This window comes from Leisingera aquaemixtae (assembly GCF_006740765.1).
Classification (GTDB): Bacteria; Pseudomonadota; Alphaproteobacteria; order Rhodobacterales; family Rhodobacteraceae; genus Leisingera; species Leisingera aquaemixtae.
This window is the reverse complement of sequence record NZ_CP041159.1, coordinates 1,358,368-1,372,870: the sequence shown is the minus strand read 5'-3', so window position 1 is coordinate 1,372,870 and position 14,503 is coordinate 1,358,368. Positions and strand designations below refer to the sequence as shown.

At 63.6% G+C, this 14,503-nt stretch carries 11 protein-coding genes and 1 tRNA gene; 6 read left to right on the top strand and 6 right to left on the bottom strand.

Translation table 11 applies throughout. The features are described 5' to 3' along the window. Nucleotides 1-66: 66 nt before the first annotated feature. From R2C4_RS08335 to R2C4_RS08325, 3 genes are all read left to right on the top strand, one after another. Complete coding sequence (locus R2C4_RS08335; protein ID WP_141890282.1) at nt 67-2,112, top strand: ASKHA domain-containing protein; 2,046 nt, start codon at nt 67-69, stop codon at nt 2,110-2,112. 75 nt (nt 2,113-2,187) lie between these two features. Then, a tRNA-Gly gene (locus R2C4_RS08330) sits at nt 2,188-2,261 on the top strand. A 216-nt stretch (nt 2,262-2,477) separates the two neighbouring features. Beyond that, on the top strand, nt 2,478-2,903 hold the full coding sequence (locus tag R2C4_RS08325; RefSeq protein ID WP_244940803.1) for a hypothetical protein: 426 nt from the start codon (nt 2,478-2,480) through the stop codon (nt 2,901-2,903). Nucleotides 2,904-2,984: 81 nt separating this feature from the next. On the opposite strand, the gene pgi is transcribed toward R2C4_RS08325, so the two are convergent. From pgi to zwf, 3 genes are read right to left on the bottom strand one after another with little or no spacing between them, the layout of a single operon-like run. Beyond that, on the bottom strand, nt 2,985-4,589 hold the full coding sequence (pgi, locus tag R2C4_RS08320; protein WP_141890280.1) for a glucose-6-phosphate isomerase: 1,605 nt from the start codon (nt 4,587-4,589) through the stop codon (nt 2,985-2,987). A gap of 17 nt (nt 4,590-4,606) precedes the next feature. Beyond that, entirely contained in the window at nt 4,607-5,278 is a 672-nt protein-coding gene (gene pgl, locus R2C4_RS08315; protein ID WP_141890279.1) for a 6-phosphogluconolactonase, read from the bottom strand. Next, nucleotides 5,275-6,750, bottom strand: coding sequence for a glucose-6-phosphate dehydrogenase (zwf, locus tag R2C4_RS08310; protein ID WP_141890278.1), 1,476 nt, complete (start codon nt 6,748-6,750; stop codon nt 5,275-5,277). The genes pgl and zwf overlap by 4 nt, the downstream gene beginning before the upstream one ends. Before the next feature lie 140 nt (nt 6,751-6,890). Here zwf and R2C4_RS08305 point away from each other — a divergent pair, with 140 nt between their 5' ends. Then, nucleotides 6,891-7,844, top strand: coding sequence for a radical SAM protein (locus tag R2C4_RS08305; protein ID WP_141890277.1), 954 nt, complete (start codon nt 6,891-6,893; stop codon nt 7,842-7,844). Nucleotides 7,845-7,851: 7 nt separating this feature from the next. On the opposite strand, the gene R2C4_RS08300 is transcribed toward R2C4_RS08305, so the two are convergent. Both R2C4_RS08300 and R2C4_RS08295 read right to left on the bottom strand, forming a co-directional pair. Next, nucleotides 7,852-8,979, bottom strand: a complete 1,128-nt coding sequence (locus tag R2C4_RS08300) for a hypothetical protein (RefSeq protein WP_141890276.1) — start codon at nt 8,977-8,979, stop codon at nt 7,852-7,854. 181 nt (nt 8,980-9,160) lie between these two features. Continuing rightward, entirely contained in the window at nt 9,161-9,430 is a 270-nt protein-coding gene (locus R2C4_RS08295; RefSeq protein WP_058286835.1) for an usg protein, read from the bottom strand. 223 nt (nt 9,431-9,653) lie between these two features. Between R2C4_RS08295 and gyrA the strand changes: the two genes are divergently transcribed. Next, entirely contained in the window at nt 9,654-12,362 is a 2,709-nt protein-coding gene (gyrA, locus tag R2C4_RS08290; protein WP_244940802.1) for a DNA gyrase subunit A, read from the top strand. Between the two features lie 128 nt (nt 12,363-12,490). Next, entirely contained in the window at nt 12,491-12,841 is a 351-nt protein-coding gene (locus tag R2C4_RS08285) for a DUF6614 family protein (protein ID WP_058286833.1), read from the top strand. A 192-nt stretch (nt 12,842-13,033) separates the two neighbouring features. On the opposite strand, the gene R2C4_RS08280 is transcribed toward R2C4_RS08285, so the two are convergent. Then, nucleotides 13,034-14,503 (bottom strand): carboxypeptidase M32, encoded by a 1,470-nt coding sequence (locus tag R2C4_RS08280; protein WP_141890274.1) that lies wholly within the window; start codon nt 14,501-14,503, stop codon nt 13,034-13,036.

The window sequence follows — 14,503 nt, the reverse complement described above, 5'->3', positions numbered from 1 at the left end:
TTGCCTTTCGCTTGCCGCAAAAGCCCATATGCTCCGCCTAAATTGCGGAATGAGAAGGCCACAGGCATGACTGACGAACCCCTCGTTGTGTTTACCCCCTCCGGCAAGCGCGGGCGTTTCCCCGCGGGCACGCCGATCCTCACCGCCGCCCGGCAGCTGGGGGTCGACCTCGACTCGGTCTGCGGCGGCCGCGGCATCTGTTCCAAGTGCCAGATCACCCCCTCCTATGGCGAGTTCCCCAAACACGGCGTCACCGTGCAGGAAGGCGCGCTCAGCGAATGGAACAAGGTTGAGCAGCGCTACAAGGATAAGCGCGGCCTGATCGACGGCCGCCGCTTGGGCTGCCAGGCCACCGTGCAGGGCGACGTGGTGATCGACGTGCCGCCGGAAAGCCAGGTCCACCGCCAGGTGGTGCGCAAACGGGCCGAGGCCCGCGAGATCACCATGAACCCCTCCACCCGGCTCTATTATGTCGAGGTGGAAGAACCCGACATGCACAAGCCCACCGGCGATATGGAGCGGCTGATCGAGGCGCTGGACAGCCAGTGGAACTTGAAAGGCGTCAAGACGGACCTGCATATCCTGAGCGTTCTGCAGCCAGCCCTGCGCAAGGGCGGCTGGAAAGTGACCGTGGCGGTGCATCTGGGCGACGCAAACCACCCGCCCAAGATCATGCACATCTGGCCCGGCTTCTACGAGGGCTCGATCTACGGGCTGGCCGTCGACCTTGGCTCCACCACCATCGCCGCCCATCTCTGCGATCTGCAAACCGGCGAGGTCGTGGCCTCCTCCGGCATCATGAACCCGCAGATCCGCTTTGGCGAAGACCTGATGAGCCGGGTGTCCTATTCGATGATGAATAAGGGCGGCGACAAGGAGATGACCCGTGCGGTGCGCGAGGGCATGAGTGCGCTGTTCACCCAGATCGCGACTGAAGCGGGCATTGACAAGGCGCTGATCGTGGACGCGGTCTTTGTCTGCAATCCGGTGATGCACCACCTGTTCCTTGGCATCGACCCGTTCGAGCTGGGCCAGGCGCCCTTTGCCCTGGCGACCTCCAATTCGCTGGCACTGCGCGCAACCGAGCTGGAGCTGAACATCCACCCTGCCGCCCGTGTCTACCTGCTGCCTTGCATTGCCGGCCATGTGGGCGCCGATGCGGCCGCGGTGGCGCTGTCGGAAGCCCCTGACAAATCCGAGGATCTGGTGCTGGTGGTCGATGTGGGCACCAACGCCGAGATCCTGCTGGGCAACAAGGAAAAGGTTCTGGCCTGCTCCTCCCCCACCGGCCCCGCGTTCGAGGGCGCGCAGATTTCCAGCGGCCAGCGCGCCGCGCCCGGCGCCATTGAGCGGGTCGCGATCAACCCGGAGACCAAAGAACCGCGCTTCCGGGTGATCGGCTCCGACGTCTGGTCGGACGAGGACGGATTCTCCGAGTCCATTGCCACCACCGGCATCACCGGCATCTGCGGCTCCGGGATCATCGAGGCGATTGCCGAAATGCGCATGGCAGGCTTGCTGGATGCCTCCGGCCTCATCGGCTCCGCTGCGCAGACCGGCTCCGCCCGCTGCATACAGGACGGGCGCACCAACGCCTATATGCTGTGGGACGGCTCCGCCGACGGCGGTCCGACCATCACCGTCACCAACCCGGACATCCGCGCCATTCAGATGGCCAAAGCGGCGCTTTATTCCGGCGCGCGCCTCCTGATGGACAAGTTCGGCGTCGACAAGGTGGACCGCGTGGTGCTGGCCGGCGCCTTTGGCGCGCATATCTCTGCCAAACACGCGATGGTGCTGGGCATGATCCCCGATTGCCAGCTGGACAAGGTGACCTCTGCCGGCAACGCCGCAGGCACCGGCGCCCGCATTGCGCTCCTGAACACCGAAGCGCGCGGCGAGATCGAGGAAACCGTGCGCCGGATCGAAAAGATCGAAACCGCCGTCGAACCCCGCTTCCAGGAGCATTTCGTGAACGCCTCGGCGATCCCGAACTCGGCCGATCCCTTCCCGATTTTGGAAACCGTGGTTACGCTGCCGCAGGTGAATTTCAACACCGGGGGCGGTGACGGCGAAGGGGCCGGCGGGCGCCGCCGCCGCCGCCGCGGCTGATCCGCAAAGACGCGATAATTCCGCTGCAGCGCTCTTGACCTCCTCGGCGCTGCAGCATAATCCTGCTGTCCACAGGCGGGTATGATGTAATGGTAGCCTGTCAGCTTCCCAAGCTGAACGCGCGGGTTCGATTCCCGCTACCCGCTCCAACTTTCCAATACATTTCAAAACGTTACCGTCGCCCGGCCGGGCCGCGTGCCGGTGCGGGCCTGCCTGCGGGATGGCTGCCGCGCGGCGCAGGGCGAAATGTGCTAGACTGGGACCGCCTGCCTGCAAGGTGCAGGCGGCTTGGTTGGGAGGGTATCAGTATGACACGACATTTTTTGACCGCATCACTGTTTTGCGCATTCAGCGCCGGAGCCGCATTGGCCGGCACAACCTGGGATCAGCCGGGTGAAGGAACCGGCATATCGACCAGTTCCGTCAGTGAGATTGCCGAAGGCCATATGGTGATGCAGATCAGCAGCTCCTATGAAAATGTGGAAATGGAAGAAGCCGAGCATCCGATGAACGGCGCGGCAGGCCCCTGTTACGGTGCGGTTGAGATCGCCTCAGGCCAGGTTGTGGGCGGCGGCATCTGCGCCTTTACCGACAGCGCCGGCGAAAAGGTCGTGCTGCACTGGGACGCCGAAGGCATGGATGAGTCCGGCGCGCTGACCGGAAGCTGGACTCTGAGCGGCGGCACCGGCCCATGGGCCGATGCGAAAGGCGGCGGCACGTATACGTCGCTGACCGATCCCGAGACCGGAAAATTCGTGAACACTATCACCAGCAGCGTGACCATGCCCTAAGGAAGCACACGGTCCGGATCTGCCTGAGGACGCTCAGGCAGATCGCTGGCCCGGTTTCCGGGCGGGGGTCCGTTCAGCGCCCTACTGCGCGTCCTGAACAAACTTGAGAAGCGCCCGGGTTGACCCGTCCTTGCCGTCCGCAGACCCCTCGCCGCGCAGCAGCGGCAGCAGGGAATTGGCCAGTTCCTTGCCCAGCTCCACGCCCCACTGGTCAAAGGAGTTGATGCCCAGAATCACACCCTCGACGAACACCCGGTGCTCATAAAGCGCGATGATCTGGCCCAGCACATAGGGCGTCAGCCGCGGGTAGATCAGCGTGGTGGAGGGCCGGTTGCCCGGGAACACCCGGTGCCGCGCCTGCCGGTCCAGCTCTGCGCCTTCATAGCCGGCGGCCTTCATCAGCGCGCAGGCCTCTTCCAGGCTGCGGCCGCGCATCAGCGCCTCGGATTGCGCCAGGCAATTTACCACCAGCAGCTGGTGGTGCTGGTCCAGCTCCGGCTCATGGCCCTTGGCGGCAACCAGAAACTCGGCAGGCACAACCGTGGTGCCCTGATGCAGCAGCTGGTAAAACGCGTGCTGGCCGTTGGTGCCGGGTTCGCCCCAGACAACCGGGCCGGAATTGTAGGGCAAGGGCGTGCCGTCCATGGCAACCGACTTGCCGTTCGATTCCATTTCCAGCTGCTGCAGGTAGGCCGGCAGGCGCCGCAGCCGCTGGTCATAGGGCAGCACCGCGCGGGTCGGGCAGCCGCAGACCTGATGGTGCCAGATCCCGGTCAGCGCCAGCATCGCCGGCATGTTCTGCTCCCAGGGGGCCGTGCGGAAGTGGTCGTCCATCGACTTTCCGCCTGCCAGGAAATCCCGGAAATGCTCCGGCCCGACCGCCAGCATCAGGCTCAGCCCGATCGGGCCCCAGACTGAGTAGCGCCCGCCGACCCAATCTTCAAAGCCGAACACATGCTCCGGCGGGATGCCGAAGGCCGCGGTTTCCTCCTCCGACGTCGACAGCGCCAGAAACTGGCGCGCCGCCGCGCCGCCGCCTGCCTCCACCCAGCGCCGCGCCGTGGCGGCATTTGTCATGGTTTCGACAGTGGTAAATGTCTTGGAGGCGACAATCACCAAAGTTGTTTTGGGATCAAGCCGTTGCAGAATGTCGTGAATGTGGGCGCCATCGACATTTGACACGAAATGGCAGCGCGGGCCATCGTGATACGGCGCCAGCGCCAGCGTTGCCATCACCGGCCCCAGATCGGAGCCGCCAATGCCGATGTTGACCACATCAGTAAAGGCACCGCCAGGCCCGGCCAGCGCGCCGGAGCGCACCCGGCGCGCCAGATCCTCCATCCGCTCCAGCGTGTGCCGCAAGGGCGCGCGCACGTCCTCTCCATCAACCAGCAGGTCCGGCCCGTCCGGGTCGCGCAGAGCGGTATGCAGCACCGCGCGCTGTTCGGTCTCGTTGATCAGGCCGCCGCCGAACATCGCCGCACGCCGCCCGGCGACGTCCTGCTCCTCGCACAGTTCAATCAGACCCTCGCGCACCTTTTCAGTGATCCGGGTCTTGGAATAGTCGAACAACAGCGTCTCGAACCGCACGCTGAACGCGCTGGCGCGCTGCGGGTTCTTCTCGAACAGGTCAGGAATATTTTCGCCGCATTTTTCGGCATGCAGCGTCTTCAAGGCATCGAACATAGTTAACTTTCCTGAATTCAAGGTGCCCAATGCACGGACGCCTCGGACAATACGGCCTGGACCGGTGCCGTTTCCGGCGGCAGCGTCATCGCCTGTTCAAGCGCCCGCCGTTTGGCTTCGCCGAAAATCACCAGATGCTTGGCAATGGCACCATCCAGCACCCGCGCCGTCAGGCTGACCCGCGCTTCGGGCTGGCTGCTTGGGCGCATCACTGTAAGCGCAGGCGCATCCGGCTCCAGCGCCTCCAGCAGCCCCTCTGCCCCGGGAAACAGCGAGGCGGTGTGCATGTCCTCGCCCATCCCCAGCAGCAATACCGACAGCGGCAGTTCCGGCACCACCCGGCTTTCAAGCTCCGCCAGCACCTCCTCAGGCTCCCGTTCGGGCACGTGGAACGGCAGGAACTGCGCCGCAGCGGCCCGGTTCTGCAGCAGCCGCGCCCGGATCATCGCCGCGTTAGAGCGGCCATGCTCCTGCGGCACCCAGCGTTCGTCCGTTGCCATCACATGCACCCGGTCCCACTCAATGTCCGCGGCGCAAAGATCGTCAAAGATGAGCCCGGGCGTGGTGCCGCCGGCAACCGCGAAAGACACCGTGTCGTGATTCAGCAGATGGGTTTTCAGATCCCCGGCGATTTCATTCGCGACTTCGATCGCCAGCATGTCCTGGTCAGGGTATTCGTTGAATTTCATGGGTTTATCCCCCTCCATTCACGCCCGTCGCGGCGCATAAGCAAATCGGCATCCTCCGGACCGGTGGTACCGCTAACGTAGGGTTTAGGCACATCGCCCCTGGATTTCCAGCCCTCAATTATCGGATCGGTCCAGGCCCAGGCGGCCTCCACCTCGTCCCCTCTCATAAACAACGTCTGGTTGCCGCGCACAACATCCATAATCAGCCGTTCGTAGGCATCTGGCGGATCGCCGCCCTCCGGCCCCAGCGCCTCGGCAAAGCTCATGTCCAGGGGCACGTCGACCAGCCGCATCCCGCCCTGCCCCGGCTCTTTGATGGTCACGCTGAGCGTGATGCCCTCGTTCGGCTGCAAACGGATCTTCAGGTGGTTGGCATGGCGGCCCGCCTCGGCCCCGAAGATCGAATGCGGCGCGTCCTTGAACATCACGTTGATGACCGAGGACCGGTTCACCAGCCGCTTGCCAGTGCGCAGGTAGAACGGCGTGCCGGCCCACCGCCAATTGCTGATATGCGCCTTCAGCGCCACATAGCTTTCAGTGGTGCTGCGCGGGTTGCCGACCAGCCCGCGGTAGGACGGATGCGGTGCCTCCGGGTCCAGCGACGCCTGATACTGGCCGCGCACGATGTGATGCGGCTCCACCGGGTCCAGGGCGCGGATCACCTTGAGCTTTTCGTCGCGCACCGCGTCCGGGTCGAATTTCGCAGGCGGCTCCATCGCGATCAGGCACAGAAGCTGCATCAGGTGGTTCTGCATCATGTCGCGCATGGCGCCGGCGCGCTCGTAATACTCCTCGCGCCCCTCCACACCGACGGTTTCGGCCACGGTGATCTGGATGTGGTCGACATACTGGCTGTTCCACAACGGCTCAAACAGCATATTGCCGAACCGGACCGCCATCAGGTTCTGCACCGTCTCCTTGCCCAGGTAATGGTCGATCCGGTAGATCTGGCCTTCGTCGAAATGGCTGGCCAGCGTCCGGTTCAGCTCCCGCGCGGAGGCCAGATCATGGCCAAAGGGTTTCTCCACCACGATCCGGGTCTGCGGCGTGGCGAGGCCGTAGCGGTGCAGCCGTTCCGCCAGCGGCCCGAACAGGCCCGGCCCCACGGAGAAATAGAACACCCGGACCCGCTGTTCCTCCGTGCCCTCCAGCGCGCTGCACAGCTGCTGCCAGCCCGCCTCGCCCAAGGCATCCAGCGCGACATAGCTGATCCGCTCCAGGAAGGCCTCCAGCGCACCGCCGCCGCAGGCCTTGGGGCCTGCATGCGCGCGGATCGATTCTGCCACGACGGTGCGGTAATCCGCGCTGCTCATGGCGGTCCGCGCGGCGCCGATAATCCGCTCGCCGCCCGGCAGCTGCCCGGCGCAATGGCGGCGGAACAGGGCAGGCAGAATCTTGCGCTGCGCCAGATCGCCGGTGCCGCCAAAAATCACCAGGTCAAACGGATCGACCGGTATGACACGCGAAACCATTATTGTTCTTCCTGTCTAAGCCGGGGCAAGCGCGGCACACCGCCGCTCACATCCCTGTCATGTGCCTGCCCGGCTGCTTTCATTTCCTGCCCAGTATAAGGTAGCTTCCGGCGAAAGGAACTGCCCCAGAGGACATCTGCATGAAAGACCTGCAAAAACCCGTCGCGAACCTAGGCAAGTTTCAAGACGCTTACGTGACGGCAGATGGTCAGGACCGCGCCTCTGTGCCGCTCAGCCGCCCGGAAACCCTGTGGTTCAACACCGGCACGCTGTGCAATATCGAATGCAGCAACTGCTATATCCTCAGCTCCCCGGCCAACGATGCGCTGGTCTATCTGACCGAGGCCGAGGTGCGGAGCTATCTGGATCAGATCGCTGCGCGCGCATGGCCGGTCCGGGAAATCGGCTTCACCGGCGGCGAACCCTTCATGAACCCGGAGATGACCGCGATGGCCCGCGCCGCGCTGGAGCGCGGCTTCGAGGTGCTGATCCTGACCAACGCCATGCGCCCGATGATGCGCAAGACAGTGAGAGCCGGGCTGCTGGACCTGCGGGAGGCGTTCGGGGACAAGCTGACCCTGCGGATCTCCGTCGACCACCACAGTGCGGAACTGCATGACAAGGAACGCGGCACAGGCAGCTTTGCCAAGACACTCGAAGGCATGGAGTGGCTGCGCGACAACGGCTTCCGGATGGCGGTGGCCGGCCGCACCGTCTGGGGAGAGAGCGAGGCGGAGGCCCGTGCGGGCTATGCCGCGCTGTTTGAACAGCACGGGTTCGCCATCGACGCCCAGGACCCGGGCCAGACAGTGCTGTTTCCGGAGATGGACGAGCGGGTGGAAGTCCCTGAAATCACAAGCGCCTGCTGGGGTATCCTCGACAAGTCGCCGGACAGTGTAATGTGCGCGTCCTCGCGGATGGTGGTCAAGCGCAAGGGCGCAGAGACACCCGCCGTTCTGGCCTGCACCCTGCTGCCCTACGCGCCGGAGTTCGAATTGGGCACCACCCTGGCCGAAGCCGAAACCCCGGTGCAGCTGAACCACCCCCATTGCGCCAAATTCTGCGTCCTTGGGGGGGCCAGCTGCTCCGCCTGAGGGGGTTTCAGTACTCCCAGTCGCCGGTGGTGAAATTGGCAGCGCTCAGTGTCACGTCGGTGGTGAAGTCCACCAGCACGTTGTCGCCGTAATACAGCTTGTTCTCGGCGTTGCTCATATACAGGCGGTCTTCGCTGGCGTTCTCCCACTCCGTCCTGTCGAAGGTTACATCGGTGTTGCGGGTGATGATTCCGCTGGCCTCGTCAGCGTCGAACACAAACACGTCGTTCTCGGCGGAGAAGTCATCCAGCACCGCAACGGTGGAGTAGGCGTCCAGCTCGATGAACAGCTCGTCCTTGCCCGCCCCAGTCGTGATCGTGTCGGCGGCATTCCTGAAACTGCCGGTCAGGATGTAGATATCGTCATTGCCCGCACCCGAATTCAGGCGCTCTGAGTGCATCCCTTCCAGAACGATCGTGTCGGCGCCGGCACCGGTGCGGATATCCGCCGTCAAACCGTCGGGATAAGCGATGGTGGTTCCGTTGATGACCACCGTATCCTTGCCCCTGCCAGTGGAGACGCGAAGGTCAGCGGTGATGTTCCAGAACCCGTTGAACTCAAAATAATCATTGCCCCCGCCGGTGTTCACACGCAGATCGCTGACATCCTCGACGGTGGAATATTTGACATGATCGTTCCCGGCCAGGGTCTTAACCTTGATACTCGCATCCCCTGCCGCTTCCCACTGCCGGATATCCAGCGTGTCGTCCTGCCGCCCGGCCCGGATGACAAATTCGCCGTCGCCTGTGCTGGTGCCCAGATCTATGCCGTAATCCCAATGTTCGACCGACCGAACGCTCGTTTCGATCTGCGAAAGATCCAGGGTGAAACCGCCGGTAATCTGCACGTCGATCTGCGAGGACACGGTGTCATACCCGGCCCCGCCGTGAAAGCTGAGCTGGCTGTAGTCGCGCAGCGTGCTGCCCGCCGTCAGATCGAAATTGAGCGAACTGATCGTGTCATTGCCGGCACCGCCGAAAAACCGGTCCGACAGATCGGGATACACACCGGCGCCTTCGTCGTGATGATAGATTGAAAAGGTATCGTCGCCGTCCCGGCCATACAGGCTCTCGCGGATGGTAAGAGTGGCCTCCAGTGCGTTCTCGAACTGGTTTCCCAAGATATATGTGCGCATTAAATCCTGCCGTATTGCCTGTTTATCGACTGCCCGCCACCGTTTGGCGCTGTCCGGCGCTGCGGTGCCGCACCAGACTTTTTAACACGCATAGGAGTAAGGCCGCGCTTTGGCTCCCGCAATAGCCAAGGAACAGCCCGGCGGTTCCCGGGCCTGCGTGTTGCCGTCCGGACAGGATGGCCTAGTGGATCTGGAATTCCCCGACCACGTTGCGCCATTCACCAGGGCCGATCATCTTGCGGTGATTGAACCGCACCGAATGCAGTGGACCCTCAATCTCGCGCTGCCAGAATTCGATGAACTCGAACAGCCGCGGATGATCCGGCGCCAGATCGTATTCCTGCCAGACAAATGTATTCAGGACACGGGTGAAATCGGGCATCCGGTAGGTGAATTCCGCGGTGGTCAGCCCGTATCCTTTCAGCATCAGCTCGGTTTCGCTGGTCTCCATTTTCAGCCTCCAATCTTGGCCCCCTTCTGATGATGCTAGGCTGGTATTGGTTAATTTCCTCAAAAACAGTGCGTTACCGATGTGTGAACGGCCTGTTGCCGCTGTTCCCGGCTGCCTGCTTGCGCCGCATATACGGTATCTGATAGGGTGCAAACACAAGATATAGACCCAGAAGAAAGAGCGGGCAGCCAACGTGAGCGATACGCCGGAAACTCCTGAAAATATGGAAGAAAATCTGCCGGGACGCCCGGCATATGATGGGCCGACCGTTTCCATCGAAGCCGAGATGCGCAACTCGTATCTCGACTATGCGATGTCGGTCATCGTCAGCCGCGCCATCCCGGACCTGCGGGACGGCCTGAAACCGGTGCACCGCCGCATTCTCTATGCGATGCACGAATCCGGCAACACCCATGACAAGGCCTACCGCAAGTCGGCGCGCCCGGTCGGCGACGTGATGGGTAAATACCACCCGCACGGCGACAGCGCGATCTATGACGCGCTGGTGCGGATGGCGCAGGACTTCTCGATGTCGCTGCCGCTTCTGGACGGCCAGGGCAACTTCGGCTCGATGGACGGCGACAACCCGGCGGCCATGCGTTACACCGAGGTGCGCATGGACAAGCCCGCCGCGGCACTGCTTGCGGATATCGAGAAAGAAACCGTCGATTTCCAGGACAACTACGACGGCAAGGACCGCGAGCCGACCGTGCTTCCGGCCCGCTTCCCGAACATGCTGGTCAACGGCGCTGGCGGCATCGCCGTCGGCATGGCCACCAACATCCCGCCGCACAACCTGGGCGAAGTGGTCGACGCCACGCTGGCGCTGATCGAGGATCCGGACCTGACCAGCGAGCAGCTGATCGAATACATCCCCGGCCCCGACTTCCCGACCGGCGCGCTGATGCTGGGCCGTGCCGGCGCGCGCAAGGCCTATCTTGAAGGCCGCGGCAGCGTCATCATCCGCGCCAAGACCCGCGTGGAGGAGATCCGCAAGGACCGCTATGCCATTGTCGTGGACGAGATTCCCTATCAGGTGAACAAGGCCGCGATGATCGAGAAGATCGCCGAGCAGGTCCGCGAGAAGAAGATCGAGGGCGTCGCCCACGTGCAGGATGAATCCGACCGCAACGGCGTGCGGGTGGTGGTCGAGCTGAAACGCGACGCAACCCCCGAGGTGGTGCTGAACCAGCTCTACCGTTTCACCCCGATGCAGACCTATTTCGGCTGCAACATGCTGGCGCTGAACGGCGGCCGGCCGGAACAGCTGACGCTGCGCCGGTTCCTGACCTCCTTCATCGACTTCCGCGAAGATGTGGTGGCCCGGCGCACGGCGCATCTGCTGCGCAAGGCCCGCGAGCGCAGCCATATCCTGTGCGGCCTGGCCGTGGCGGTGACCAATATCGACGAGATCGTCACCACCATCCGCCAGTCCGCGGACGCCGCTGAAGCGCGTGAAAAGCTGATGACCCGCCGCTGGCCGGCACAGCCGATCCTCGAATACATCGCGCTGATCGACGATCCGACGCACACGGCAAACGACGACGGCACCTATAACCTGTCCGAAGCCCAGGCCCGCGCGATTCTGGAACTGCGCCTGCAGCGCCTGACCCAGATCGGCGTGAAAGAAGTCACGGACGAGCTGGAAGAACTGGCCGGCAAGATCAAGGACTATCTGGAAATCCTGTCCTCGCGCGAGCGCATCATGGGCATCATCAGCGACGAGCTGCGCGAAGTGCGCGACAACTTCGCCGTGCCGCGCCGCACCGAGATCGTCGACTGGTCCGGCGACATGGAGGACGAGGACCTGATCGAGCGCGAGGACATGGTGGTGACCGTGACCTCCGGCGGCTGGATCAAGCGCACCCCGCTGGCCGATTTCCGCGCCCAGAAGCGCGGCGGCAAGGGCCTCAGCGGCATGCAGACCAAGGAAGAGGACGTGGTGACCACGCTGTTTGTGGCCAACACCCACACCCAGCTTCTGTTCTTCACCACCGACGGCATGGTCTACAAGCTGAAGACCTGGCGCCTGCCGCAGTCCGGCCGCACCGGCAAGGGCAAGGCCATCGTCAACATCCTGCCGATCCCGACCGGCGTCTCCATCGCCGCCATCATGCCGGTCGATGTGCCGGACGAGGAATGGGAAAACCTGCAGGTGGTGTTTGCCACCAGCGGCGGCGACGTGCGCCGCAACCGGCTGTCGGACTTCACCAACGTCCGCCGCAACGGCAAGATCGCGATGAAACTGCCGGAGGACGGCTCCGTCAAACTGGTGAATGTGCGCATCTGCTCGGAAGATGACGATGTGATGCTGTTCACCAATTCGGGCCGCGCCATCCGCTTCCGCTCCACCGACGTGCGGGTGTTCAACTCGCGCGAATCCACCGGTGTCCGCGGCATCAGGCTGACCGGCGAGGACAGCGTTGTGTCGATGTCGGTCATCCGCCACTCCAAATACACGCCGGAGCAGCGCACCGCCTACCTCAAAATGCGCCGGGCGATGGCGGGCCTGACCGACGATGCGGAAACCACGGACGAGGATGCGCCCGAGGATCCGAACTTCTCCACCGAGCTCTATGCAGAGATGTCGGCAGCCGAGAACCTGATCCTGACCATCACCGCGGGCGGTTCGGGCAAGCTGTCCTCTTCGCACGACTACCCGGTGCGCGGCCGCGGCGGCATGGGCGTGACCGCGATGGACAAGGCGATGCGCGGCGGCGAGATTGTCGCCTCCTTCCCGGTGGAGCTGGACGACCAGATCATGCTGGCCACCTCCAAGGGCCAGTCGATCCGGGTGCCGGTCGATGGCATCTCGTTCCGCTCGCGCTCTGCCGGCGGCGTGCGGGTGTTCAACACCGGCAAGGGCGAGGAAGTGGTCTCTGTCGCCTGGATCGCCGAAAACGGCGAAGAGGAGGACAGCGGCGAGGAATAAGCCCCGCGCAGCTGAAAGATTTGAACGCCGTCCTGTTGCCAGGGCGGCGTTCGCTTTGTTAACGGCCCCCTAAGGGGTTTCGGGCATTCTTGCGGTCAAGGTTCGTTTTCTCAGCAAGGGGATGCCCCATGAACTTGTATCACTGCTCCATCGACCTGCACCACGAGGCCAAGGCGCTGAGCTTTGCCAGCGCGGTTGAGCAATGGATGAACTATCTGCAGGCACGCGGTGTGGTGCTCGGCTGGCGTCTGCTGCGGCGCAAGCTGAACTTGGCCAGCGACAACTGCCGCGACTTCCTGCTGGAAATCGAATTCAAGGATATGACTCAGCTGGATCAGGCCTTCCGGGTTCTGGGCGAACACGACGAGGAAGTGGAAAAGCTGTACTCACACGTGACCGCCCTGATCGCCACCGCGGAGATCGGCCTTTACCGTCCCTTCCCGGATCCCGAGCGGGCGGAGCGCATGGCGCTGATCTGAGACTGGTGGCTCAGATCAGGGATGGCGCCAGCACGAAGCTGGCAAAGATCAAATAGGCTACGGCTGTATGCATGGCTCTACCCTCGTGGTCCCGCCCCCAGGAGTCTTAGAGAGTATACTTGAAATGAGGCAATTCCGGGGCAGCTGATTTCTGCTGCCCGGGAAAGGCGTTACCCGGCGGCCTGGCCGGACTCACAGGCCGTAGAGCAGGCTGAACTTCTCTTCCAGATAGCCCAGCAGCGGCTCATGCCCGGGTTCCATTCCCGCGGCATGGACGATGGTGCCGCGCGGGCTGCGCAAGCCCCCGTGCTGCTGCAGGTTCTCCTTCAGCCAGCCGGTGGCGCCTGTGGTGTCGCCCTGGGCCAGCTGAGCATCCAGCCCCGGCACGTCCCGGCGCAGCGCCTGGTACAGGCAGCCGGCATAGACATTGCCCAGGCTGTAGGTCGGGAAATAGCCGAACAGCCCGACCGACCAATGCACATCCTGCAGGCAGCCGTTGGAGGGTTTGTCCACCGCATACCCGAAATCCGCCTCGAACCGGTCGTTCCAGGCCGCTTCCAGATCCTTCACCGCCAGATCGCCGCTCATCAGCGCGCGTTCCAGGCCGAACCTCAGCATGATATGGAGGTTATATTGCAGCTCATCCGCTTCCGTCCGGATATAGCCCTTATGCACCGCGTTGACGGCGGCATAAAAGGCATCCGCATCAGCAATGCCGAAATCGCCAAAGGCGGCTGTCATCTCCTCAAACAGCCAGCCGGTAAAGGCGCGGCTGCGGCCGATCTGGTTTTCATAGATCCGGCTTTGGCTTTCATGCACCCCCATCGACACGCCGCTGCCCAGCGGCGTCAGCAGGTAATCGCGGCTGATGTTCTGCTCATAGGCGCCGTGGCCGACCTCATGAATGGTGGAATAGAAGCAGTTGAACGGATCGGTTGCGCTGGTCCGCGTGGTGATCCGCACGTCCAGGCCGGAGCCGGAGCTGAACGGATGCACCGCCTTGTCGACCCGGCCATGCGCCATGTCATAGCCGAACACCTTGGCAATCTTGCGGGTCAGCTTCATCTGCGCGGCGTCGTCAAAGGTTCCCTCCAGCCCCTTCGGCGCGGGTTTCTCCAGCACCTTGGCGCGCAGCTCCACCAGCCCGGGGCGCATGGCGTCAAAGATCTCCGCAATCCCTGCCCCGGTCATTCCGTGCTCGTAATCCTCGACCATGGCGTCATAGACATCCCCGCCCGCAGCCAGCGCCTGGCCTTCCTCGCGCTTCAGGGACACCACTTCCTCCAGCACCGGCAGGAAGGCTGCGACATCCTCATCTGCCCTTGCGGCGGCCCATTTGCCCTGCGCCTCCGATGTGACCTGGGCGATCTTCTTGGCCAGAGCGGCAGGCACCTTGACGGTGCGCTCATAGCTGCGGCGGATCTCGCGCAGCTGCGCGGCACCGGCTTCATCGGGCGCTTCGGCCTGCTCCAGCCACTCCGCCACCCGCGGGTCGCTGCGGCGGGCGTGCAGCACCGCCTCGATCGCGGCCATTTCCTCGCCCCGCTGCGGCGCGGCCCCGCGCGGCATCACGGTTTCCTGATCCCAGCCCAGACGGCCCGCAATCTGCCCCAGCGCCTGGGTTTCGCGCTGGAAGGCCATCAGTTCGTCAAATGCGCTCAT